Source organism: Paenibacillus gansuensis (assembly GCF_042684925.1).
In the GTDB taxonomy this organism is placed as follows: domain Bacteria; phylum Bacillota; class Bacilli; order Paenibacillales; family DY6; genus Paenibacillus_N; species Paenibacillus_N gansuensis.
The window spans coordinates 506368-531601 of sequence record NZ_JBHUME010000002.1; the positions used below are offsets into that span (position 1 = coordinate 506368).

The window sequence follows — 25234 nt, forward strand, 5'->3', positions numbered from 1 at the left end:
TCTATTCGCGAAAATAGCCCGCAGACCCTTCTCCGTGGGGAGTTTAGTCTACAGGCTGAAGTTATACAGATTATCTTGGCACGACCGCTCTAATTTCTACTTGTTGTGGTTTAGACATCGTTTTCATGACGCCGGAACCATCGGCATCTGTTTGGAAACTGAGATGATAAGTACCTTCGAATAAGATCGTTTCCAAATTCACATACAAATAGGAATTCGCTTCAGCGTTGATACCGCTAATTGTAACTTTATTATCTATTTGATCGCCTATCGCATCTTTAGGGAGCCACTTGTTCAGGGCGTAAGAAGTAGGATCGCTTAGCGTGATCTCTAATGTGCCGTTTACAAATGCCTCATTTACCTTAACCAACAGCCTGACCGGGATTTGCTGATTTGCATTGATGCCCAACGACGGCACAATCGAGCCTTCTGTAATCATATCCGATAAATCCGTAATGTCTCTCCAGCTGAAGCCGTAAACCGTCGAGGTCACTGTCTCAGCAGGGAGTTCCGGGGCTTCTTCTTTTTCCGGAGTAAGCGTGAGTACATGCTGCAAATCCCTCGGTGATTCATTTCCTGCCGCATCCGTTGCAGTAATGATAAATTTATAGGTCATGCCGCCTTTTAAGTCTCCAATGTTCCCGGGTCCAACAGCTCCGGCTGAATCACTTGTCCCAATGGTCACTGGCTCGCCAAGATCTTCAGAGTTAATAATACCGGGCTCAACTTCATCGTCCCAACGGTAGACTTTCACTGTCGCTCCCGCTTCGCCAACGGCTCCGATCGCTCCCTTCAATTGATCCTGAATCCCGTTGTAGTTATCAACTAACGTAAACTGCGCTGTGTCTACGAGAGGAGCCGTTGTGTCTGCCGGCGGTGTCGGATTCGTTGGTTCAGGATTCGTCGGCTGCGGGTTAGACGGCTGGGGTGCCGGAGTGCTCGGTGTCTCGGGTTTAGACTGCCCCGGTTTCGGTTGCTCAGGTTTGGGTTCCGGTTTTTGGGACTTCACTTCTTCATGAACCTTAATAAATTGGGAGGCTGCTTGCGCCACAGTTTGCCGGTCCACCGGCTTCGTACCATTGAACTCGTTGTTGCTGTTGAGGGTAATCAATTGATTTTTAACTGCAAAGGCTACTGCGTCCTTAGCCCAGCTGGATATCGAGTTACTATCGGCAAACTTGAAAGCCTTACCTTCACCACTGACATCAACACCTAAAGCCCTCACAAAAAGCGCAGCCATCTCCTGACGCGACAGATTCTGATCCATTCCAAAAGCACCATTACCCGTCCCTTTGACCAAGCCAGCCTTTACTGCAGCCTCTATGTAGCTATAGGAATAATGAGTCTGCGGAACATCAGAGAACGTAGCTGTCGGAGGCTTACTAGTGATCTCAAGCTGAAGCGCCTTGGCCAAAATAATAGCAAAATCCTGCCTCGAAATCTTTCCGGTCGGATCAAAATTCCCACCGCTGCCACCGCTAATAATCCCCTGCTGTGCCAGCTGCAAAATAGCGTCCTTCGCATAAGACCCGCCAATGTCGCTGAAGTTAACGGCTGCGTTGGCTCTGACCGGGAGGATAGGTGCAGCCAGTAAGGCGGCTGTGAGAAGAGTAGGTACGATCTGTTTCTTTTTCATAAATGTTCCCCTCCGATACTCATATATTTGCTAATGTTTATATCGGATGGCTAAGATGGATTTTTTATTGTTTTCTGCAGGTTTGCTGTGTGATCAGCTCTTATTTGGGGATCCGTAATATTCTTTTGATTTATTTTTTCATAGATTAGATTTACGTCGTTACCGCTAAATGCGGGTGATCCTAGTTCTATTTTTAGCCTGGCTAGTTTCCTTTGAATAAATTCTGAAAGCTCCACATCATAAACGATAAGATCATCAGATTGGATCTTCCTTAGTTCAGGGTCTATACCAAACCGGCACCTCATCGTAAAAGAAATCATGGAAATATACCTTGCCTCAGGGAATTCGCTTAACTGTGCCTGAAGTGCCTTGATATGCCCGTAATTTTGCATCAGAGGGTTGTACAGCTTGTAACGGTTGCTGACCGTCCAATATGTATCGGTTTTGGTCCCTTTGATTTCTCCGTTATAGTTCTTGGTTTCGATCACAAAAAGTCCATAAGGTGAAATTACGAGGTGATCGATTTGAGAGTAGCCTGACCTGGACTTAGGGTTGCTGAGGAGGACATCGCTTAGGTACTTGCACTCCTTCGGTAACTGATCCAACTGGATGTTGATTTTGTGTTCGCCAAGCTCCCCGATACGGGTGGATTCTATCTTTTTCTTTTTGGGCTTGGGTGCTGCTGGTTTCGATGGTTTCGCTTGCTTGGAAGGTTCGGAACTGAACAGAGCTAATAGTTTTTTGAGCATGAAAAGTCTCCTTATGTTATCGATACTTATTTATCGGGGGGAGACGGAATGTATTAAAGATAAGAAAAAGGACTCTCGCAGAAGTCCTTCAGTCATACCGGGTACCACTAATATCAGCAGAGCAGGTACTATAAACACAATCTTTTCTCAGGCAACTTTCTGGTAAATACAGCGTCCTAACAATATACGATCCATCGATGAGGAGGAGTTCCATGAAAGTCCTACTGCGAAGTGTAGTTTTCTCTGCATTCACCGGTATTTGCATGTATATAATTGATGTGATCTATAATCAGAACCAAACCCAAGCAGCTATAAAAGAACTGGAACAACATCCTTTAGCTAACATCATTCAATACTTCCCGGAAACTTTTCATTTTTACTTAATCACCGATAATCTGTGGTTGGATATTTTGATTGTTGTGAGTTTTTCATTTCTCCTATTCTTGTTTGGGACCCTCATCCAAAATAAATATAAGCGAAACTAGCCTATAGCTTCATGTGAGTCCATAGGGAACTTCCCGTTACTATTAAGTATTGAAAGTATGCTCAACAATCGAATCTATCACCACATCCCAGTCATCCTCATGAAGCTCATGCCCGGCGCCCTCTAATGTGAGCAGAACCGAATCCTGGATGACATCAGCGAGATGCTGCCCATGCGGATAAGGAATGATCGGATCCTCGGTACCATGGATGACAAGTGCAGGTGCCTGAATCTCCCCCGTCCTGGTTAAGTACGATTCTCCGCCGCTCAGCAAAGCGTGATTGGTCATGCTAGCCAGATTTCGGCCCCTCTTCACTTCTACTCCCGCCAACCGGCGTACTTTTTCCTCGTCAAAAGAATGCTTCGACCCCACCAGCACCCGGGATCGCGCAACCGCGTAATCCACCACCGATTGTTCATCCGCCCAGTCAACGTCCCCTAGATTCGAAAAGAACTCCATCACCTTCTCCTCCATTGGAGGAAGTTCGGGGGCGAAGTTAGACGTCGCCAAAAGTGTAATGGTAAGAATCCGCTCCGGATGCCGCAGAGCGATCATTTGTGTCAGCATGCCCCCGAGTGACATGCCCAGCAGATGAGCTTGCTTTACCTGATAAAAATCCAGCACCCGGATCGCATCATCCGCCATATCCTCAAACGTATAGTCCGGCTGACCCGGTTCATACACCGTAGAACGCCCTACATCCCGGTTGTCGTACCGAATCACAAAACGTCCTTCCGCAGCTATCCGCTCGCAAAACTCAGTCTCCCACCAAATCATCGAAGATTGAGCCCCCATAATCAGCAGCACCGCCGGGTCCGCCGGGTTCCCGAAACTTTCGGTACAAAGTTCAATGCCATCCACTTTGATCAACTGTTCACTCATGCAGCATCCCTCCTATATGATTGCATAAACAAAAAAACACAGGAAACAATCCTGTGTTTTCATGATAGATGAAGTGGATCCGGGAAGGGTAGTGCACATTTGACTAAAAACGTGTTTTCCTAGTGAGGATATTCTTTATTTTTTTTGAGAGCAGCTCCTCCCTCTTACAACCGAGGATCAATCTCCCGCTCCTTCGCTGTTTCAAACAACAAATTCGCTGCTATTTCTTTGTACTGCTCGTTCCCAGGTTCAATCTCCGAATGCTTCACCGCCAGCATCTCTTGTCCCAACCTATATTCGGCAGAGGAAGTTCTCAGCTTCTGGCTAGTATTTTTCTGTTTCATCAGTTTGTCGTACTTATGAGGGAACTTGTAATCATAACCATAGATGATCGACAAATATTCAGGATTCCGCACTTTCATAAAAGGTACCGACCTGTTGTCCGCAAACTCCGGTTTAATGACCACGCCTTCCATGTATTCGTCCACGGTAAGCTTTGAAAAATAATCCTGAGCTTTGCTCAAACTCTCCGCATCATGCAAATCAAGTACAAGGCATTCGTCTTCCGAAAGGAACTGAAACATCTTAGATGTTCCCCAATCTGGAAGCAGCTCCCGTCCATCCTGAAAAATCAGCTTTAACAGGGCAAACGGCTTATATTCTAATTGAGAGTCTTCGCCATAGAGATCCAGCTGCTTTTTGTATATGGCATAAGCCTGTTCATGCTCCGATAACGGTACATATGTTTTCAGTACGTCAGGAACATATTTATACGTTTGATATATGCTGTCTCCATATTTCTCACTTAACTGCGCTTTCGGCATATGGAACTGGTCCTTCTCAAAACCGCTCTCCCGGAATCCTTCCACCATGCTGCCTACCGCTTGTTCAAACCCGTTCTCTCTCAAGAAAGCGAATTCGCTTTCCAAAGCTGTTTGAATAGGTTTAAACTGCCTTTGAATGAGCCCATCCCCCATGGCTTTCCAAGGAAGGAGCTCTCCGTCCAGAATCATCATCTCAACTAGATTCTGTTCCATGTATCCTCCAAATTTATTCAGCAGACTATCGTATATTCCCGTCAGGTCCACCTGTTTAATTTGGTACCCGTTTCTGCTTACTGCATAGCAGTTCTCAGGTGTTCTGTGCAAATAGATATTGCATCTTGATCCCATGTATTTGGGCTGAAGAACAACCTGATTCATACCGCGCTCTGCAAAATAATCAAGTCCTCTTCTCAGCGACTCCAGTTCGTTGGATGCCAAATCCTTATCAGCTGGTGACATCGTGCCCGAGATGAAATTGATTTTGTGCCGGGAAACATAATGCAATCTCCGTAATTCCTCCACGTCTAAATCCTGGATGGAAACTTTCTTTTGCTCCTGGAACAGGACAGGCAATTCCTCTGTTACAACGGCATGTTGCGCTTTATGTGACTTATAGAAAGGCTTGAATGAAATAGTTACCGATGTCAATAGGTTCCCATGTACACTTCCGGTATCGATATGAAGCTTGTTTTTGATGCGGAAAGCTGTTTTCGTAGCGATATGACCAAATACGTGATACGGCTGGTTGCTTACTGCCTCCTCCCTCAAAAACTGCAGCTGTTCCTCAAAGGAAGATTCCCGGTCGATCCGATAGTTTCGCTGATGCCTGATCGAATTTGCATCCAACTTCCCAATATATTTATTGCGGCAAGGCGCATGGGTAACATAAAAGGATGGTCCTTTTTGGGAAGCGGAATAGCGATAAAACGGCTCGGAACGATCAACCAAATCCTGAAATTTCTCTAATAACGCTTCGTCCCCAACGAGAATTCCCACAGAATCAAAATAATGCTCTAAAACCTCTCGATCCGCCCCTTGGATCTCGCCTTTTATATACTTGGATACAAAATTCTCATGATTTCCCTTGACCAGCAAGAAATGCTCTTTATTGTTGTAAAGAAACTCAACGGTCTCTTTAGTCTTTTTTCCCTTGTCAATCCAGTCTCCTACAAGAATGATCTTGGTGCCGTGTACTTTGTCCGTTCCTAGCAGTCTTCCGGATTCGATCTTATAACCGTAACTCTTTAGCAGTCCTTGGAGAGCGTCCACATCCTCATGCACATCCCCGACCATGATATATTTCTGATCCTGCGGCAGCACGGTCCGAGTGTATTGCTCCCAATTCTCCACAATCACCTGATAATCCGGGTTAGCGGATTTCGAATCCAGCGAATAAAAATCTTTGGCACGTACCCGGTGAATCTGCGCATAACCCTCTCTAGACAATGATCCCAAAACGTCCTTTTTCAAGCGGTTGATGTGGTTGGTTATTAGTTTTTTAGAACGTTCCGAGGCATAGTAATCTTCTCTTTTGCGATAATCAAACAGGATCACTTCAACGCTGTAATTGTTCTCTGCTGCAATCTTCCTGACTTTCTCACGAAAATCCTCAGCAAGCCCGGTAGTGTCCACAATGACAAACTCCGCATTAACAGGAAACGAGGTCACCATTCTCAGCTTTTCAAACAACAGATGAAAAGCTTGAGAACTCGCTTCAAGCATGACCTGGTCATACTTATCGTATTCGTACCCCAGTACTTCTTGCCGGATCGAATCTGAAGACAGGTACTGGATGTTGGATTTCAAGTGTTTATCTGGAAGATCGAACTGCAGCTGCGGAATCAGCACTTCGTTAGCAAAGGTAGTTTTGCCGCATTCCGTGGACCCGATCATAAGGAAAATGGTATGTACTTTCGTCCGAATTTCCACTTTTAGGCCCCCCTTTTCTTCAAAATAACACCTTGGGTGGTGCGAATATCATTAACCCCGTCACCTAAAGTCACGAACTCGTACTCTAAACTTAAATCAGCCATTACTTCGGAGAACCATTTCTTAAACTGCTGCTCCCCCATCTCCCACTTATGGTCGTCATGCCTGAATCCGTCAAGCTCATAAAAGGAGTTAAAATCCGAGTTCGGGGTAGTGATGATAAAATGATCAAAGTCCACATGCTCTGCCACCTGGCGAATCAGCACTTTAGCCTCTTCCTCCGGCATATGTTCAATGACCTCTGTCATAATGACATCTACTTGCTCACCGGAATAATCCGCTAGAAACCGATCAATGGAAGAGTAGGTCGCAATATTATCAATCTGTTTAGCTTTCGCCTTGTGCTCCACTTTAGCAAGCATTTCTTCGTTAATATCAATGGCGTAATAGACAGCATCCAGCTTAGAGGCAAAAGGAATTGCGTAGAACCCCTCACCACACCCAATGTCCAAAATCGATTTGGATAACGGCAGTGTACGTCCAATATAGTTTCTTCTTTGAAGCGCCGTGCCTCCATAATCGAAGTCGATCCGATAACGGCCGGTTTTTTCTATCTCTGATTTATATTTTCTAAACCGCTCTTTGGACGACAGAAAGTTTCTTGCAAATAAGCTTCGAATATAGAACGGCGCGTCGATAATGTTCACACTCTTCATATATTTCTCTAGTATACTGTCCGAAATATCAATATACTCGTTGCCGAACATAGACAAGAACAAACACAGCACACTCACGGTATGAAGCAAATGGTATAAGCTTTTTTGTGTACGAACGGTCAATGAGTAACTTTTGTGAGCACGGTGCCCGATTTCAAACGAATAGTCTGTCATATGCTTCCGGAAGAAATCAATATAACGATCCATTTCAATATGAATCATATTAATATAAATAGTGTGCTCATAACCCTCGGCATCCCTTGTATCCCAGGCTTTGAGAGGGGCTGAGAAAAATTCATTGATCGCATTTAACGGAAATAGCGGAGTATTGTAACGGGACACATTTAAATATTCGAAATGCTCCTGCTCATGTTGTTTATAGGAAATTTCATTATCTGCATCTTTAAAATACACATTGTAGGTATCCTCACCTGAATACCAGCCGTAAGCCATTCCTTTGCGAACGGAGCGCAGCTGCATGCCGGAATTTGGATTTTTACGCAGCAGAAAAGAAAACTGCGGGTTCGTTGATTTGATCTGAACGATTGCCATATGTAGCCCCCCTTAAAATGTATATTTACTCTATTTATGTTATCGGTTACTTGGTAAATATTACTTACACCTGGGTGTTAGGCGCCCCAAACCTCACCCAAAGCCCCGCGAAACAACGCATCCAATACTTCGTCCTGCCCTTTGGCCGAACCTGCCATATCCGCTGCTGCCCGCTCATAATAGGTCATTCTCTCTTCCAGAAAGGAGTTGATCACATCAATCCGAGGCTCATAGTCCAACTCATCCCCTGCCATTTTCCGCCTCAAAAGCTCCGCGATGACCGCCCGAAGCTCGCTCCCCTCCGGTACCAAACCGTTGACCAGCTCCTGAAACACGATAGGCGGCATCTCACCGTACTTCTCAATCCACCCGCAGGCGAGAATTGGTCGGAGCACGTAGAAGTACTTTTTGATCTTCACCTGCTCCCCTTGCAGATAATCCCGATAGTTCCCCTTCGCCATGTGCAGGTAGTGGTACATACAGGATTTTGCGGCAAAAGCCCCCGGTGCTGCCTCGCGGATCCGCTCCGCCACCGAAGTCTGCTCCAAATACACAATCGGAGACTGCAGCCACTCCAGCAGCGGCGGGTTGGACTTGCGGAACAGATTCAGCGCTTTTTTCAAATCCCACCCATTGATATCCAACAGATCGCTGATCGGCCGCTCGATGACATCCCGCTTCTCAAATATGGATAAATACCATTCCACCGGCCGCACATAGAGAAACCGCACATCATAGTCACTGTCTTTCGAAGGAAAGCCCCATGCCCGGCTGCCTGATTCACAGGCATATACAATCCGGACGCCTTCCTCCTGTTCGATTCGCTGTAGTTCATCCTGGATCTTCAGACTGTAGTCTGTCATGGGACCTCTCCCCCTTTTTGGCGTTATTTTGTCTGCTCTAGTTCTAGCCCTAACTCTATCTCATCGACCTTCTCCATCATCGTGCCGTACCCTTGTACGGTCTGCGCGATATACGAAAGAACCGTGTCACTCCATCCATAAATGTAAAATGTTCTAGTATCCCTGCTTGGCACCATCGCATGGCGATACGGGGCAATGTCCACAATGAACGCTTTCACCTCGGGGTTCACTTTGGCACGATAACGGCTCAACTCTTCGTAAAAAGGGCTCCCCGCATTCTGCTGCTCATCCGTAATGATAATGATTTGGTCCACCTTACGGCGCAACCGGGTCAGCTCCCGAACCGGCGCCCCCGTATCGGTCCCGCCTCTTGTATGGATCCTCGCAGCCTGAGTCAAAATACTGTCATACCGCGATGGCATCGCATCCAGCACGTCGTCATCGAACAGCCAAAACAGCGAGTTCCCCTGCGTCTTCTTGTACAGAGCTAAAGCGAACACGGCCCCTATTTCCAAGTAACGCCCTTCCATAGAACCGGAGATATCCAGGAAAATCGCCGTGTTCTCTCCCAGCTCCGGCAAATTGCCGAAAGTCAGCTCTACTGCTTCCCGCAATGCGTCCTTCAGCACCGGGTTCTCCACTTGATGGAAGGCCGTCGCAAATCGGAATGGCAGGATCTTTGCCTTGCGCAGCGCTTCCGCATCCGTCAACCGGCTTACCGCATAATCCAGGTTACGCTTTTCATCCAGCACGCCGGCACGCAGCAAAGCATTCAAATGGCGCAGCAAAGCGAACGTAGGCATCTGATACAGCAATGCTTCCCACACGGCCTTCGTAGGCTGGATCGCCCCCGTTACCGTCTCGTAAGGAAGCTTCCCGCGGTGAATCCATTCCAGCTGCTCCGCTTCCGTCCCGGCCTGCTTTTGATTCTCCAGCGCCTCCACTTGCGGCAGCAAGGTCAGATTCGCTTCTTGTCCCCGCAAATACCGGTATAGCGCCTGCTGCTTCAGATCCGCCGGTTTCGGATGAGCCGTCGCGATGGCATCGCCCAGGTTATAGCCTCGACCGCGCCCGTTATATTTGATCGCCCAATACTCCGACACGCCGGACAAAAACCGGTTCACCTGCCGTTTCACCGCCCGGCCGCCCTCCCCGCGTCCTAACCCGTTCAGGATCATCTGGAAGTCCGCCAAATCCGAAGGAATACGGACAACCTGCAGAAAGATCGCCGCAAACAAATCCGGCCGAACCCCCGACAGCACCGCCAAGCCGAACAACGGCTGCAGCCGCATGAAGCCTTCATTCCGGGCATACACAATGGCCTTGGCCATAAAGGTCGGGTTATTCTCCGCCATTTCCCGGTGCAGCTGCTCTGCATCTTCCAGCAGTTCTTTTTGATCCGCATAAAACGTATTGCTCATCGTATTCGTCATCAACGTCTGTACATATTGCTCCTCCACAGAACGCGTATAGGCAGGGTAGTTATGTTTATTGCTTGCGGTCGGCCGAAGCGATCCGAACAGTTTTTTGGCTAGACTCATGGTCACAACCTCCTTAGTAAATAGGCACCGGCGAGGAAAAAGCGGGACAGGTTTGCTGCAGGAGTCGAACCTGCCGTACTGCCCGGGTATTCCATTTGGTCGATTAGCTCGAAGGAACCCGCCCCAGCGCCTCGCCGGCTGATATGTATTCTTTATAATCTAGGGAAGCGAGGAAAGGGAGAAAAGGTCGGCAGCCCTATCGGCTGACCGGAATATTAGTTTGTCGAAGGAACCCTTTCAGGCGCCTCGCTTCCAATATGATTGTGATGAATGCCATCGAGGAAAAAGGTCGGAAAGGAACATAAGTTGCTCTACCACTGAGCTATCCCGTCTTTAGACGAAAGCTGGAGTCGAACCAGCGACCAACCGCTTAGCAGGCGAAGTAACCCTTCCAGGCGCCTCGATGGCGCTTTTGTCCACCGGCTCGTATACCGCACCGGCTTCTGTATCTATCATCGCTGATTTGCAAGCTCACGAACATGGCGAAAGTATTACGACACAGAAAAGTTTTCCTTCCCATTCCCTGGATACCCGCCCCCTGCTACAATGGAACCATACATATGGGACGGAGGCATCACAACTTGGCAAAAGAAAGCTTTGACAAAGAAATCCAGTTCCTCCGCATGCTCGTCCTGACCAGCGGGGCCTACAACAGGCAGCAGTTTGCAGAGAGGCTGGGCATATCCGTACATACCTTTGATAAAACCATCCGCCGGCTCAAAGACATTATCCAGACCGTTCAAGGACAGCTGCCGCAGGCGCAAGGGCAGGAGTTTACAGAGTCCTTTCGCTACAGCTATTACGACTCGACGGATCCGATGCTGTTGTTCTTGTTTCGCGCCAAATCGTTGAAAGAATCGGAATCCCACCGGGTCTCGCTGCTCCTTGCCGCCATGAACGAACAAGCCCGGACGGCCATGGAACTCATAGATATCTGCTGTGGCAGCCTGCCCTCCGACCTTCCAATGCCGGACGAGAAGACGATCCGATCGGACCTGAAGTACCTGGAGGATGTCGGCGTCATCCGCAAAGAGCCGGGACCTCGACCGTATCGGTACCGCATCTATAACGATCTGCCCTCCGAACTGACGGACGATGAGCTGTACGATCTGTATGATTTTGTGGATGTTATGGCCAACACCCAAGTGCCTTCCGTTCAGGGCTATCTGTTGCGGGACGGGTTGAAAAAGCATTTACTGCGAGGTACGGCGGAGAGGCATGCGATGGAACCTTTTTTGTATAAATACCATTACTACTACCGCATCCTGGACGAGGCCCATCTGTTCACCCTGCTCAGTGCGATCCGAAACCGCCGCCGAGTTCAGTTCCTGTACTTCTCCCCGAAGACGGATACGAGCTATGCATCCAAAAATACGAACCCTCTGTTCGAACGCGAAACGAAAGGCAAAACCGTCAAGACCCTCCCGCTCCACATCGTCTACGATCATCAATACGGCCGCTGGTACCTGCTGTCGAACGAAAGGGATGGCATCCGGAAATATCGGATGGAGGGCATCACTCAGATGACGGTGGAAGAGGCGGTAGATCAGGACCTGTTCGAGGCCAAAAGAAATCAACTGCAGCGCGCCATCCAGCACAGCTGGCTAATCGACACCGGACGCCCTGTCACCGTGAGAGCCCGCTTCTATCATCCGGGTCCCGGGGAATCCAACTTTGTGAAAGAACGGGTGCTGCTACAGGGACAATGGGGACAGATCGTGGAAGAGGATGAGGCAAGCTTCACTTACGAAATTGTCGTGAACGGGACGACCGAAATCAAGCCTTGGCTGCGGAGCTTCGGCTCCAGCTGCGAAGTGTTGGCGCCTCTGAAACTGCGCGAGGAATTCATTGAGGAATGGAAGGAGATTCAGGCTTATTATGAATCCGTTTGAAAAAATCTTTAACTACCAAATCGTCTCCCGCCTGGAAGACGCCGGCACCTTCATGGTCACCGCCCATGAGCGTGCTTGGCTGAGGACCATGCTGGAGCACACTGCCGCAACCGATGCGTTCAGCGAAGGCACCTTGGCCAAGTTGCAGTTGCTCCTGGATGCGGACCAGCCCCTCGACTTCCAAAGCCACATCATTGAAAAAGCCCGCAGCCGGGAGAAACACGTCTACCACCCGCTCCTCCGCCCCCTGCGCCGCTTCATCATGTCCCGCAGTTCGATCCGTGTAAGCTACAGTACCAAGAACAGTACCCTCCGTCCCCACCAGCCCGGCCTGCCCTATAAGCTGGAGTACTCCATGGTGAAGCGCGAGTGGTATTTGCTTTGGTATCATCTGGGGAGCAGACAGCTTATGAGTACTAGACTAGAGAATATCGTTTCTGTGGAAGCAGGTGTAATCGAGCCTGAGCGTGCAGAGCGTGTGCTTGAGGCTATTAACCAAATGCTAGAGTCCCGCAAAATAGAAGCCGTGATCCGGGTAGTGCCTGCGTATAACCAGGAATTGTCGCGGATCTTGTATGCTTTTTCCTGCTTTGAAAAGGATGTGAGGTATGACGCTGAACAGGACACCTACGATATTCGGGTCTGCCTGCTGGAGGGGGAGCAGGATTATTTGTTGTCGAAGATTCGGTTTCTCGGGAAGCGTGTGCGGGTTTTGGAGGGGGAGTATTTGCAGAGAAGGATGTTGGAGTCGGCGGGGAGGGTTTTGGGTAGGTATGGGTAAGTTGATTTTGAGATAAAAGACCACAATGACGAATTGACTAGTGTCATTGTGGTTTATGACTTGTCTACTCATGTACTGTATGCGAGATCAGGTTGGTTTCGAATATGGTCTGTTGGAATCCGCATAACCTTGATTTGACAGGCTTTTCGCCAACTAGCTTCCGATCTGTTTGGCTGCAATTCGATGGATTTTGTTAATATTTTACATCAAATTTACATCAACGACAGACCCCGTTGAAATCCTTTGTGTGAAAGGTTTCGTTGGCTATCATAGTTCTAGTGGTTACAAACTTATTTTTTATTATCCCACATCCTGTATTTTGCCTCTCAATCAAAGGATGTTTGACTTGCGCTTAAACCGTCGTCCGCCCCTTCATAAGACTTACCTTCGGTGTTATACGTCACACTAAACACCATATCCGCTAGCCACTTCTTGAAAGAAGGATTATCCGTAAATTGCTTGAAAAGTTCCATGTTATCCGACATAACGCCGAGGATTGCCGTTTGTAGGGCGCGGTCACTTTCCATACGGGCATTTTGCTTGTCGGAGTTTTTCATGGCGTTCTGGTACGCCTTATCTTGTGACACCATACCGGGGATGCGCTGAATCTGAGCCCGAACATTATCTGCGTCTTTCCAGTCAATATTGCCAAACAGATCATTAAATGTAGACAAAATGTTGGTAAGTAAATCAAGCTCGGGGGCTAGATTGCCTCCGATCGCGCTTGTTGGTACTGGGCCAACTTCTGCGTCGGAATCCTCCAACTGGATAGAAACCATAGCCTGAGCCTCAGCTCGGTAACTGTCAAGGTCGATAGCTTCCAAAATACCTGCCGATAGATCTTCTTCTATGGGCGAGGGAAGCTTAGGCAGGAGTAGTCTAAGGAAGATAGCGAGTTTTTCCCATTCAGCATTGCCATAGGGCAAAATTGCTCCCAAGAAGCCATATGCACGCACAAATCCCTTGGCAGAGCCTTTAAATTCCACCTGCGCATCCTCATCTAAACCTTTGTACAACACGGCGCAAGCATCCAAAATCGGGTCGAGCTTTTCGCGCTCCGCGCCATTGAGGTACAGGTCAATAAAGTTGTTAACATGGTAGTCTGTATAAACCTGATGCTCTTCCATTGCGGCGATTAAGTCGTAGAGTTTGTTTGGATCGGTTTCACCTGCCAGAATAGTTGTGCGGTAATATCGCGAGAACGACTCTTGAATAATATCCGGCTCGTTCGCAAAGTCCAAAACAAAGGTATCATGTTTATCTGGATGAGCACGGTTCAAGCGAGAGATGGTTTGAACCGCCTTGATATCTGTCAATATTTTGTCTACATACATGGTGTGAAGCAGCGGCTCGTCGTATCCTGTTTGGAATTTATCCGCAACAATTAAGAAGCGGTAAGGCTCTGTTTTAAAAGTCTTTTCAATTTGATTGCTGGGGATTCCATTAACAGTAGCCTCGGTCAGCGTTTTTCCGTCATACTCCTTCTCCCCAGAAAAAGCGATGATGGCTTTATATGGACTCTTTCGTGCTGCAAGGCAACGAGTAATGGTGTAGTAATAATCAATCGCCCGATCGATGCTGGCGGTGACCACCATGCAACGGGCTTTACTGCCGATTTTCGCCTTGGAGATAACCTGTTCATGGAAATGCTCCACAATGATGTTCACTTTGGTGTTCAACGCAAACTGATCGCTCTCGACAAAGATGCGGAGGCGCTTCTGGGCCTTTTTCTTATCGAACATTGGGTTTTCAGTAATGGTTTTTGCCAGCTTATAATAGCTCTTAATGGGTGTGTAATATTGCAGCACATCCAAGATGAAACCTTCTTGGATTGCCTGCTTCATGGAATAATTGTGAAATGGGACGTGGTTCACCGTGCCATCTGGCTGAGGAACAGGAACACCGAACATCTCCAGTGTTTTGTTTTTAGGCGTGGCGGTAAAGGCGAAATAACTGGCATTGGCCAGCATTTTGCGTCCCTCCATGAGAGTGTTGATTTTATCTTCAATATCATAATCAGGGTTATAGTCGCCGCCAAGGGCAATGTTCATGGAAGCGGACATATTGCCGCTTTGGCTGGAGTGCGCCTCGTCAATGATAATAGCAAAATTACGCCCCTTGTGAGACGTACCGATATCCTCTAAGATAAATGGAAATTTATGAACAGTGGTGATGATGATTTTCTTACCACCGGCGATTGCTTTACGCAAATCTCCAGAATGCTCCGCCCATGCCACATTGTTGGAAACCTGCATGAACTGCTTAATTGTGTCACGGATTTGCTTGTCGAGGTTTACGCGGTCGGTAACTACGATAACCGAATCAACGATATTCCCACCATTACCCTCCAAGCCTACGAGTTGGTGTGCGAGCCACGCGATGGAATTTGACTTGCCGCTACCAGCGCTGTGCTGGATTAAATAACGTTTCCCCACGCCGTTCGCTTTTACATTGGCAAGCAAAGACTTTACCACTGCAAGCTGATGATAGCGCGGGAAAATTTGTATATATGACTTCGCTTTGCTGTCGGGATCAACCCGTTCCACCACTTGAGCGTAATTTTCGATGATATTCGCAAGCTCTTCCCTGGTGAAAATCTCTTTCCACAGGTAATCAGTCATAATTCCGTCTGGGTTCGGCGGATTACCCGCGCCGTCATTATAGCCTTTGTCAAAGGGCAAGAACCATGAGCTTTTGCCGCTTAATTTTGTACAGAATTTCACTCTCGCATCATCCACAGCAAAATGCACCATGCACCGTTTAAAGGTAAACAACAGTTCCTTCGGGTCACGATCGGTTTTATACTGCCACACGGCGTCATCTACGTCTTGATTGGTCAACTGGTTTTTCAACTCGCAAGTGATTACGGGTAGACCGTTAATAAAAATACAAAAATCCAATGCAAGGGTAGTGCTATCCTTGGAGTACATCAATTGGCGTGTTACACTGAAAATGTTCTGCTCGAACAGCTTCTTTGCAGCCTTGTTTTTGTCAGACGGGGTCATATAAAACATAACAAGGTTCGCAGGGTAAATCTTTACGCCGTTGCGAAGCACATCAATTACACCGCGTTTTGCAATTTCTCCACTTAGGCGGTTGAGAAATTGATTGTATTTTTGTCTACTTTTTTTAATTCCAAGCAACTCCATTTGTTCAGGTTGAGTTACTTCTAAAAAGCGAAGTAGACGGTTTTCGTCAATGGCATATTCGCGGTTATAGTCGGCATTTTCTCCTTCTTCAAAGCCATTATGCATGACAAGGTGGTTTATAATTACCGATTCAAATCCTTGTTCTTTTATGTTAGTTTTCATGATATCCCTCCTTCTATTGCGCCATCTGTGGCAATTCATAAACATTAATCAACAGATGCTTAATGAAAACAATCGCCAATTTAGCCTCTTCTTCCGTTGCCTCGTCTAATTCGTGTATATATTGATTTCCCAGTTTTCTTATTTTATCTACCCAAGTTCGATTGTGTCGTGATATATATCCTTCGTTCTCTAAATAGTCTATGTATTCAACAAATTTAAGATTTGATGTTGCGCCTAAATCTGCTGCTATGTGCATTATCATTGTGCGGGCAACCATTATGACAGAATAATAGCAAGTACTTGAAAAAGATTTCCTACACTCGCGATACATTTTTTCTATTTTTACGGGCAAGTGCTGGATATCTTCAAACGGCAAGAACTGTGATGGAGGTATTATTATCCCATCAAGTCCAATCGTTATGGGCATGTAGCACTCTGGACACTTGAATATTTGATATTTAATTGCACCTGTATCAACATCAAAAATTCTTGTGTCAGAAGTGGCACGAACTTTAACATTACAATATGGACAACAAAGGGTTTCTTCCTTTTTATCTTTTGGTTTAACCTTTTCCCACTTCCATTCTTTTATTGAAATCATAAAGAATCTTCCTCCATTATTCCAACATCCTCATCAGCTTCTTCGATATCTTCCGTAAATTCGTCCACCGCCTCATACTGCGGCACTTCTACGTCACGCACATCCATTTTACCGGTAACAACATCGGAGATGAGGCGGGTTCGATATTCGTTGAGGAGGGCGATTTCGGTGTTAATTTTCTCTATAAGTCGTGCAAAACTAGCGCATTTTTTATCAAGCGACTGAACTATTGCTTCCTGTTCTTTGTCGGTTGGGAGCACAACAACCGTGCTATTCAGTATGGTACGCGTGATACTGTATACTTTAACTCCGTTTACTCGCTGCTGAATTTGAGAACGGAATTGCGGCGAATCAAAGTAGTATGCCAAATAGCGATAATTGCACCTTTCAAAGGATCGTGCAATGATTGTGTGGTAACCAGCAAAAACTGGTGATCTGCTATTTAAATAAGTAAAGTTTCCTGAGCCAGTTAAATCCTCTGAAGTATCAGCAAAGACGAAGTCGCCATATTGCATCAGTGATTTTGGGTTCGTCTCCAAATAGCTTTCAGCAACGCACGGAAGATGGTGTGCATCAGGATTTACTTCAAATCCGTATTTCGAGTGAATTTGTCCATAATTCACACAAGGAACTCCTGATTCAGAAAGTTGTTCTTTTGTGATATTCAACCCTTTAATAAGTGTAAATAAATTTCTGAATCGTATTTGTTCGCCTTTTTGCGAGATAGCTGTACTTACCACCGCTCGCTTCTGCTCCTGAAAAAGCTGAGTCTGCTTTTTCTTGGCATTGATAAGGCGGTTTATCTGTGATACCTTCCAATTAAGAAAGCGCACTATGTGATCTTGTTCATTTCGCGGAGGGCAGACAAAACGCATATCAAGGAATCGATCTGGATAAAGCCTCAATCGCGAAGAATTAACGCCTGTCGATCTGCGATTATATTCAGCGCGGTAAATTTCTGTCCTTAAGAGATAGTCAAGGTAATTCGGATTATATGTTTCATTAATTGGCTTATACACCCCGTACGATGGGCTTACGATTCCCTCGTAATCAGATACCCCCATAGCAGCCATCCATGCCCACATTGTATTGATAGCAATATACCCTGGTCTGCACAGTTTTTGCCCAACATTGGTTTCAGCAACAAACATATTAACGTTTTTTTGGCTGCGAGGAGTTACACCTGTAATATGTGATACTGATAGCATTTCTTCAGCGCCAGTTATTGAACGCTCATCGACTTCAACGAATGAGTGTTTCATTCGTTGCTCTTCCCAGTAAGCTGGAATTGAACTCATGTCTGGCAGATAAGATGCCTTATACGAAGGGTACGACTTCATTCGCTCCATACCAACACCTCCTCAAGCAGCCCATCTGTCTCCGCTTCAAGCGTACGAATATCGGCGACAATCTCGGAAAGCTCGCGTAGTTGTACAGGTTTATAAAAATGCTTGGTAAAGCTAATCTCATAGCCAATCTTTGTCTGCTTCTCATCGATCCATGCATCGGGCGCATAAGGCAGCACTTCCTTGGTCATGAACGCCTTGATCCCGCCCTCGTAGTCAAGCGGAATCTGCTCAGTATCGGTCAGCTCTTTATCAGCGATGAACTTCCCCTTTTTGTCGCGTAAAGGCTTACCATCCTCGCCCAACTGTGGACGTAAAACGGTGACTTTGTAGTAGCCAAATGCAATGTTATCAAAGATTTTACTATACTCATTCTCTTCAAAGTTTAAGAACAACTCAATGATTTGGCGGCGTATATCGTCTGTCAATTCGCAGTTTTTCTTGCCAAGATTTTTACGTAGCGGAGATTTCAAGCTGGTTGCATCTATCAATTGAATCTTGCCTTTTCGAATTCCCGATTTGCGATTAGAAAGCACCCAAATAAACGTGCCGATGCCCGTATTGTAGAACATATTTTCCGGCAGGGCGATAATCGCCTCCACCAAGTCGCGCTCGATTAAATAGCGGCGTGCATTACTTTCGCCCTGTCCGGCATCCCCAGTAAATAGACTCGATCCATTATGCACCTCGGCAATACGGCTACCGAGTTCGGTGGTTTCCTTCATCTTGCTTACGTTGTTGAGCAGGAACAGAAGCTGACCGTCACTTGTACGCGGGATCATGCCAAAATCGGGAATTCCCGCAAAATCGGTGACAAAACGTGTATCTTGAATACCTTTCTTGCCGCCCATCTTTTCAGCATCACTTTTCCAACTCTTGCCGTAAGGCGGATTGGAAAGCATAAAGTCAAACTGACGACTTGGAAAACCATCAGAAGAAAGCGTGGAGCCGTAGGCAATGTTGTCCACTTCTGCCCCCCCACCTTTTAAAAGCAAATCGGCTTTTGTGATGGCATAGGTTTCGGGGTTGATTTCCTGCCCAAAAAGATGGATAGACACGGTGCGGTTGTTGCGTCGTGCAAGCTCGTTTAGACGGTCTTGGGACACCGTGAGCATACCACCTGTGCCGCTTGCGGCGTCGTACACCGAATATGTAGAGTCCTTGATTTGATCTGCGACAGGCAGAAAAATCAAGTCTGCCATAAGTTCCACGACATCGCGTGGCGTAAAGTGTTCACCGGCTTCCTCATTGTTTTCCTCGTTGAAGCGGCGGATTAACTCTTCGAATAATGTTCCCATTGTATGGTTGTTCAGTGCGGGCATACGAATACCGCCGTTGTCATCTAATAACGGGAACGGTGCAAGGTTGATGGTTGGCGAAACAAATTTTTCAATCACCGCGCCGAGGATGTCGGCATCCACCATGGTGTCAATTTGGTTACGAAATTTGAACTTGTCCAGTATTTCCTGCACATTGGGCGAAAAGCCATCCAAGTAGGCAATAAAATCGGCTTTCAACTTCTGCTGACTGGCGCGACTGGTTAAGTCGCGAAGACGAAACTCTGACCCATTGCAAAAAGACTGCTTTGCAGCATTACACAGGGCTTCTGTCTGGTTGGTAACACCTGCGGTGTCAAGCATCTCTTTCATTTTTAGAACTTCATCTTTGGTTTCCTCAAGCACTACATCCAGACGGCGGATAACAGTCATAGGCAATATTACATCGCGATATTTGCCACGCACATAAACATCACGAAGGCAGTCATCGGCAATGCCCCAAATGAAACTTACGATTTGATTATAAATTTGATTGTCCATTTATTCTTTCTCCACCTTATCGAATTCTGATAAAATCTGCATTATATCCTTAATCCCGCAGATCAGTACGGCGGCGCATATTTTAACAAGCACATCCGTTTGCACGTATTCACCCGAGGTAAACTTTGTACTTAAAAAGTTAATTCTGCCCTATCTGCCAAAAAATATAAAATGTACTCTACGAATCTTCGAATTTTTCTCAAGAAGCTCCTAGAATGCGAAAAAAGGGAACTATGGAGCCATAATGTCGATCTATTGCCCTCTCTAATCCATAGGCGGGAGCTGAACAACAAAACGTTCAGTTCCCGTATTATGAATAATTTTCATAAATTGAAATATCCCTTTTCTCTTCTTTTGATCAATTCTCTAGTGATTCGACACAAAAATCCTGTCCCCTCTTTATCTCCCAAAGAAGATATGATTCTCAAGTAGGATTCAGACCTTACTATTATACTTAAAAAATGCGATGAATACCCCACCCAACGGCAGTCAGTTCTTCAATTTGTGGCTCACATCCATCTTTATGTGCAGCTACACAAAGCATATGTGTCGGACGCGTCATTCCGACATGCGCCATTTTCAAGCTATTTTGAACGGTTATTTTCTTGGTGGGGTATGGTTACCTTTCGTGTATTCCGTGATTGATTTAATATCGTATTGTAAATAAAAGGTGTTCTGACAAAGCTCAAATCAAAGAGATAACTTTACCCTAACCGTTAATGTCCTTTTACGCTGATTTCAACGTCTAACTTATCAAAGGAAACTAATTCAGATACATGGATCCTATACAAAGTAACGCTGTCTCGCTTGTTTCCGCCCCAATGTCCTGACATGTGGATCTGTGCATACAAGTCAGCCAAGTTCTAAGCGTATACTTTTGATGAGTTTGTCGAAGAATGGTAGCTAAAATGAATCGCGCTATTGGAGTCTACGCTATGCTTCAAGATGAGACTTGCTATGAAGTCCGATCGCATGACGGTCATGCTGACCCTAAACACACCAAGTCAGATGCTGAATAGTTCCTCGATTACTCGTGTCAGCCCTTCGCCGTTATTGGGGGATAACGCGATTGAGCCCACACCAGCATCGTAGTTGTGGCTACCGTTTACGGAATGGAAACGCGGCGGCATCGGCTCGGAATCCGGATACAAAACCCACACCGTCTCCGTGTTCCGTATGGCGTCCCGATAAGTGTGCATTTTATCGATATCTTCCTTTTTGGCTGCTTTCACGCCGCTAGGGCTTTCTTCGAACTTAAATTTCGCGTCAAAATGATGCCATCTGCCTTCCGAATCCACGCTGATGTCCGGACTGTAGTTTTGAGAATACGACTGCTGACCGCCGCCGAAACACTTGTTGTAGTAGACCGACAATGTTCTGTTCGGTGCGGCAAAGTCCAATCGAATGCCTTGAGTCAATCTTCCGGACTCGTCCCATCCCTCGATTCGCAGTATCGCGGAAGGCGGCCCCCGCCATATTCGCTCGATTTTGTCGGTTACCATGAAGAAACACCAATATTCATAGATTTTGGCGATATCCCTCGTATCGACCAATGTCCGGATCCAATCTTCCGGCATCGGGAATTTCCCGCCCAACAGCCAATGCTGGTAAAAAGAATACCACTGACGATAGCCCGCTTTTCTCAGCAGGACGGTTGATGCCCGTGGAATCGAATGGAGCTCAGCTATATCTTGCACCCAACCGGACATCAGCAGCTCCGTCAATTCGTCCTGAATTTTCTTGTTTTCATCCCGAATTTCGAACTTTCCATAGATTGAATGTTTATCTCTTGAAAGCCGATCCGCCATCCATTCCGTAAGCTCCACGAACTGATCTAATATCAGCTTCATCATACGATTTTCGGCCGTATCGAAGGTAAGACGGTTGATCCGTTCGATAGCCGTTGCCGGAAAATAAGCCTGTCCCTGCATCGTGTGCCTGCCTGCAATAGCGGTAAGAGACAAGCCGCTGGATTTCGGAATCGGCACCCATGTTTCCGGATGCTTTGCGATCCCCTCAAGCGTTTCCGGATATACCGTTCTGACGCTCCAGATCGGCGAGCTCACAACCTCGTTATCAATTCGATGGTGAGGATCGTGATCTATCAATTTCCACCAATCTTGCAGCGTAGCACCTTCCCACTCCCGAAACAGCGCTTCCCGCAACAAATGCCACTGATGAAGGCGATAGGCTTCCTCTTCGGCATTCTCGGCCCAATATGACCTTACAGGATTGTGGTCGTAATAGGGCAGCAAAGCTATTCGTGAACTGATGAAACGATTCATGTCGTGAATATCTTCCTTGGACATTTTATCGCTGCTCACTGTATACGGCTGCCCGCAAAAAATCGTGTGTCCCACGAAATTTCTAAAGCTCAGCAAAAAAACATTTCCTCGAAGTGGCTTGAGTACTTTCCGATAGTCGTCCAGAAGCTGCTGCCTGTCTGCCTCGGAAAGCGTTGTTTCGAATTCTACGATGTAATCGTTCCATTCTCGCAAGACGCCGTTCACGGGAGTGCCCCGGTCGTAAATTGAATGTGCTCTGAACATTGGCAGAACTCTTCTCCTTTAACAAACAAAGCTCGTATAGCCGGTTTGAACTAGTTGCTTGTACATTCTGTACACTTTTACTCCGCTCAGTGGATAAACGTAGCCGTCATCTCTCTCCAGCTTCTCTCGATTCTCTTTGGATAGCGGATCCCCATTGATCGAGCCTCCAACGAATTTCTCGAGCAAGGCTAGAAGCAACCCTTCGATTTGCTTGCGGTTACCGTGCAGTTTGGGCAGTATTTTCTGAACTATCTGCGCGTCCAGTGCTTCCGTGAGCAGTTCTTCATTCGTTCTAAGGTATAGGAGTAAATAGGTCATGACTTCGTCGAACACGCGGTAACCGAAAGCGTGGCTATGCTCTTCGAGCAAACGATGAAGATCGAGTACCTCTTCGACTCCGGATTTTAATAGAAAACGGTTCTCCGGCATCAGAAAATCTTTTCGATAAAGTGGAAGATGATATTGGCCATCTTGCGTAAAGAGAGCTCGACGATTTCGCAGCGGCGTCCATGCAGGGGAAGAGTCATCCACGTCGCCGAGAGCATGCCAATAGCTGGAAAGATTCATTTCTCCGCATTCAAGCACGTTCGCCCGATCCAACACTTTTGGGCTGAACATATATGTCGTTTCATCAATATTCACGGTACCGATCACATACAGGTTTTGCGGTATCACAAGCTTAGCCGGGATGTACCAGACGCGATTCTGATCGTCGACATATTCGATCGGTCTTGCCTGTTGATGAAGGAGAAGCGACTCCTGTATCAGTCGGTCTCCATCAATGCGGCGGCTCTCCAAGCAGCTTAGAAAATCGGAAAAATAATATTCCACTTTGGCCAAGTTCATTTCATCCAACAATATGAAATATGGCTGATCCGGGTGGCGCTCAGCTCGCAGCATCGTGAGCAAGAAGGACGTGGGCTCATACGTTTCCGTAATCGGGTTGTAGTAGCCGAGCATACCACGGTTGTCCAGCCAATCCGGCCTAATCGATACGAAGGCTACATTGGTGGCATCCTTTGTTAAGATCTCGGGGGATATCTCCTTTTGGAAATGAAATGTCCGTCCTCCGTCCGCTATCTTAAGCTGAAGTTGATCGCCGATCTTGCATTCCGCATGAAGCCAAGCCATGAAGTTTTTGCGGAATCCGAGGCGTACGGATTTGCCTTGCGATTTGATCAACGATCGCTCTGCCTGACCGCCGAAACGCACTTCGATTTCCGTACCGTTCGTCAGATCCAAGTCGATCCGATCTAGCATCTCGACGGTCACAATCATGCGCTGATAATCGAACGTATAGGGATACAACTCGAGATGGAACGTATCACCATCATTATGGATTGGGCTGTTCGATGACGTAGATTTCGAATTGATTACCTGGCTTTGACCAAACTCGGTTTCCTTCATATAATCGGCAAAATATTGTGCGATTTTGGTTTTCCCGGTACCAGAAGCGCCTGAAAGGATGGTAAAAGGTTTTACTTGAAGAGCCGTCACGAACCGGGAAACGAATTCAAATGAATACCAGAATTGGCACGAATTCAAATACTGATGAAAATTCTCCGCGAGTGTTGTGTTGGACGGTCGAACGCTCAATTGTAGTGGAACCGCTCCGAATAATTGGTCCCACAGCAAAAAACCGTCCGTTACTTGCTCCAGAACTGCCTGCTTGATTTCGGCCAAAAATCGAGGGTCCACCCTCGTAACAGCCGGGATTCGAAAAGCATTGCTATTTAACTGAACTGGAGTCGTGACGATCCATTCTACGGATCGAATATTCGGGAAGTCCGAGAATTCCGGATCGTGCGTATATTCCCCCGTAATTCTACCGATCCCAGCGAGATTTTTCATACCATTATTTGCGATCACTATATCGCCGGGTTTGATTTCCCGATAGAAACTCCAAATGGATTCCATATCGTTTCTCGGTTCGTTAGCTTTCTTGTACTCAGTCAAATAGGCTGTCCTGAGTTGCGCTTTGTCATCGTATTGCCGAAGATCGCCAAGCTCTGGCCATCCAATAAAAATATTGTTGTCCTCTAGCGCATCCTCCCAGAATGCTGCCTTTTTCCCTGGTGCAATCTTCCATATTGAGGGCGGCATAGCTGCGTTCTTTTCGGGAAGCAGAGCGGAAATCGGCAGCTTAATTTCCTTTTTAATCATCGCCTTGAAGACAGACAAGAGCAGTAATATTTTGAATATATTTTGTTGTTCTTGGGTGAACGCGTCATATGTAGAATCATAGGTTGCGAATAAAAACTGATTCTCACCGAGTCTTTTTCCGCCCAACTGTTCAAGGAGCGGGAGGAACTGCTGGATGTATTGAAGCATCTGATGACGGAAAGTCTCGTCACCTTTTTTCGAGTTCAAGTCCGTCGTGAGATGCACGGTCATACCGTCGCCTTGAATTTCATACCGAGCAGCCTGCATCGCTCTGAACAAAAGCTCCGACTTTGAGCTACGAATTGAGATCGCGTAACCGCCCCTCTGATCGTCCTGATCCTCTAGCGAAGGAATGCTTTTATTTCGAATAAAGTGCATTTGAATGAGGAAGTTTATCGGGTCCTCATTCCCCTTGCGGAAAGTAACGGGGACATGAAGACTACCCAAATAAGGCACTTCGCTTTCTGTTTGCCGAGATATAACTTCCGCGCTTAGCTTCCAGCCGTTCAATAGATCCACTTCGACTGAATCGTATGGTTGATCTAGCAGGTTCGTAAATATTTTTCGAGCGGCTTCGAATTTGAGCAAGATAGGCGA

General features: G+C 46.7%; 16 protein-coding genes. 3 read left to right on the forward strand and 13 right to left on the reverse strand.

Features of this window, described 5'->3' with window-relative positions; translation table 11 throughout:
• Nucleotides 1-70: 70 nt before the first annotated feature.
• Together ACFSUF_RS02440 and ACFSUF_RS02445 are read right to left on the reverse strand one after the other, a co-directional pair.
• A complete protein-coding gene (locus ACFSUF_RS02440; RefSeq protein WP_377599748.1) occupies nt 71-1636 on the reverse strand; it encodes an S-layer homology domain-containing protein in 1566 nt (521 codons plus the stop codon).
• A 50-nt stretch (nt 1637-1686) separates the two neighbouring features.
• A complete protein-coding gene (locus ACFSUF_RS02445; RefSeq protein WP_377599750.1) occupies nt 1687-2385 on the reverse strand; it encodes a nuclease-related domain-containing protein in 699 nt (232 codons plus the stop codon).
• Between the two features lie 212 nt (nt 2386-2597).
• Here ACFSUF_RS02445 and ACFSUF_RS02450 point away from each other — a divergent pair, with 212 nt between their 5' ends.
• Nucleotides 2598-2870 carry a hypothetical protein gene (locus ACFSUF_RS02450; protein ID WP_377599752.1) on the forward strand — a complete coding sequence of 91 codons (273 nt, stop codon included), beginning with the start codon at nt 2598-2600 and terminating at the stop codon, nt 2868-2870.
• A 42-nt stretch (nt 2871-2912) separates the two neighbouring features.
• Here the strand turns inward: ACFSUF_RS02450 and ACFSUF_RS02455 are convergent, their stop codons facing one another.
• The 5 genes from ACFSUF_RS02455 to ACFSUF_RS02475 form a co-directional block, all read right to left on the reverse strand.
• Nucleotides 2913-3752, reverse strand: a complete 840-nt coding sequence (locus tag ACFSUF_RS02455; protein ID WP_377599754.1) for an alpha/beta fold hydrolase — start codon at nt 3750-3752, stop codon at nt 2913-2915.
• Nucleotides 3753-3916: 164 nt separating this feature from the next.
• Nucleotides 3917-6505, reverse strand: a complete 2589-nt coding sequence (locus ACFSUF_RS02460; RefSeq protein WP_377599755.1) for a metallophosphoesterase — start codon at nt 6503-6505, stop codon at nt 3917-3919.
• 2 nt (nt 6506-6507) lie between these two features.
• On the reverse strand, nt 6508-7773 hold the full coding sequence (locus ACFSUF_RS02465) for a class I SAM-dependent methyltransferase (RefSeq protein ID WP_377599757.1): 1266 nt from the start codon (nt 7771-7773) through the stop codon (nt 6508-6510).
• Between the two features lie 77 nt (nt 7774-7850).
• The gene (locus ACFSUF_RS02470; protein ID WP_377599758.1) at nt 7851-8636 is read right to left on the reverse strand and encodes a nucleotidyltransferase domain-containing protein; all 786 of its coding nucleotides are present in this window, start codon (nt 8634-8636) and stop codon (nt 7851-7853) included.
• Between the two features lie 23 nt (nt 8637-8659).
• Complete coding sequence (locus tag ACFSUF_RS02475) at nt 8660-10177, reverse strand: TROVE domain-containing protein (protein WP_377599760.1); 1518 nt, start codon at nt 10175-10177, stop codon at nt 8660-8662.
• Nucleotides 10178-10758: 581 nt separating this feature from the next.
• Here ACFSUF_RS02475 and ACFSUF_RS02480 point away from each other — a divergent pair.
• Complete coding sequence (locus tag ACFSUF_RS02480) at nt 10759-12069, forward strand: helix-turn-helix transcriptional regulator (RefSeq protein ID WP_377599763.1); 1311 nt, start codon at nt 10759-10761, stop codon at nt 12067-12069.
• Nucleotides 12056-12850 carry a WYL domain-containing protein gene (locus ACFSUF_RS02485; RefSeq protein ID WP_377599765.1) on the forward strand — a complete coding sequence of 265 codons (795 nt, stop codon included), beginning with the start codon at nt 12056-12058 and terminating at the stop codon, nt 12848-12850. The genes ACFSUF_RS02480 and ACFSUF_RS02485 overlap by 14 nt, the downstream gene beginning before the upstream one ends.
• A gap of 326 nt (nt 12851-13176) precedes the next feature.
• Here ACFSUF_RS02485 and ACFSUF_RS02490 read toward each other — a convergent pair whose 3' ends face one another.
• The 6 genes from ACFSUF_RS02490 to ACFSUF_RS02515 form a co-directional block, all read right to left on the reverse strand.
• Nucleotides 13177-16161 carry a type I restriction endonuclease subunit R gene (locus ACFSUF_RS02490; RefSeq protein WP_377599767.1) on the reverse strand — a complete coding sequence of 995 codons (2985 nt, stop codon included), beginning with the start codon at nt 16159-16161 and terminating at the stop codon, nt 13177-13179.
• Nucleotides 16162-16174: 13 nt separating this feature from the next.
• Entirely contained in the window at nt 16175-16762 is a 588-nt protein-coding gene (locus ACFSUF_RS02495) for a DUF4145 domain-containing protein (RefSeq protein ID WP_377599768.1), read from the reverse strand.
• Nucleotides 16759-18111, reverse strand: coding sequence for a restriction endonuclease subunit S (locus ACFSUF_RS02500; protein WP_377599770.1), 1353 nt, complete (start codon nt 18109-18111; stop codon nt 16759-16761). The genes ACFSUF_RS02495 and ACFSUF_RS02500 overlap by 4 nt, the downstream gene beginning before the upstream one ends.
• Nucleotides 18099-19925, reverse strand: coding sequence for a type I restriction-modification system subunit M (locus tag ACFSUF_RS02505; protein WP_377599771.1), 1827 nt, complete (start codon nt 19923-19925; stop codon nt 18099-18101). Before ACFSUF_RS02505 ends, ACFSUF_RS02500 begins: the two co-directional genes overlap by 13 nt.
• Nucleotides 19926-20929: 1004 nt before the next feature.
• Nucleotides 20930-22474 (reverse strand): DUF2357 domain-containing protein, encoded by a 1545-nt coding sequence (locus tag ACFSUF_RS02510; protein ID WP_377599773.1) that lies wholly within the window; start codon nt 22472-22474, stop codon nt 20930-20932.
• An 18-nt stretch (nt 22475-22492) separates the two neighbouring features.
• The gene (locus ACFSUF_RS02515) at nt 22493-25225 is read right to left on the reverse strand and encodes a hypothetical protein (protein WP_377599775.1); all 2733 of its coding nucleotides are present in this window, start codon (nt 25223-25225) and stop codon (nt 22493-22495) included.
• Nucleotides 25226-25234: the final 9 nt, after the last annotated feature.

Excerpts from the sequence above, each read along its gene's own strand:
- ACFSUF_RS02485 (WP_377599765.1), top strand. The coding sequence starts at position 12,056 with ATGAATCCGTTTGAAAAAATCTTTAACTACCAAATCGTCTCCCGCCTG.
- ACFSUF_RS02445 (WP_377599750.1), bottom strand. The coding sequence starts at position 2,385 with ATGCTCAAAAAACTATTAGCTCTGTTCAGTTCCGAACCTTCCAAGCAA.
- ACFSUF_RS02510 (WP_377599773.1), bottom strand. The coding sequence starts at position 22,474 with ATGTTCAGAGCACATTCAATTTACGACCGGGGCACTCCCGTGAACGGC.
- ACFSUF_RS02495 (WP_377599768.1), bottom strand. The coding sequence starts at position 16,762 with ATGATTTCAATAAAAGAATGGAAGTGGGAAAAGGTTAAACCAAAAGAT.
- ACFSUF_RS02490 (WP_377599767.1), bottom strand. The coding sequence starts at position 16,161 with ATGAAAACTAACATAAAAGAACAAGGATTTGAATCGGTAATTATAAAC.
- ACFSUF_RS02450 (WP_377599752.1), top strand. The coding sequence starts at position 2,598 with ATGAAAGTCCTACTGCGAAGTGTAGTTTTCTCTGCATTCACCGGTATT.
- ACFSUF_RS02455 (WP_377599754.1), bottom strand. The coding sequence starts at position 3,752 with ATGAGTGAACAGTTGATCAAAGTGGATGGCATTGAACTTTGTACCGAA.
- ACFSUF_RS02440 (WP_377599748.1), bottom strand. The coding sequence starts at position 1,636 with ATGAAAAAGAAACAGATCGTACCTACTCTTCTCACAGCCGCCTTACTG.
- ACFSUF_RS02475 (WP_377599760.1), bottom strand. The coding sequence starts at position 10,177 with ATGAGTCTAGCCAAAAAACTGTTCGGATCGCTTCGGCCGACCGCAAGC.
- ACFSUF_RS02505 (WP_377599771.1), bottom strand. The coding sequence starts at position 19,925 with ATGGACAATCAAATTTATAATCAAATCGTAAGTTTCATTTGGGGCATT.
- ACFSUF_RS02500 (WP_377599770.1), bottom strand. The coding sequence starts at position 18,111 with ATGGAGCGAATGAAGTCGTACCCTTCGTATAAGGCATCTTATCTGCCA.
- ACFSUF_RS02465 (WP_377599757.1), bottom strand. The coding sequence starts at position 7,773 with ATGGCAATCGTTCAGATCAAATCAACGAACCCGCAGTTTTCTTTTCTG.
- ACFSUF_RS02470 (WP_377599758.1), bottom strand. The coding sequence starts at position 8,636 with ATGACAGACTACAGTCTGAAGATCCAGGATGAACTACAGCGAATCGAA.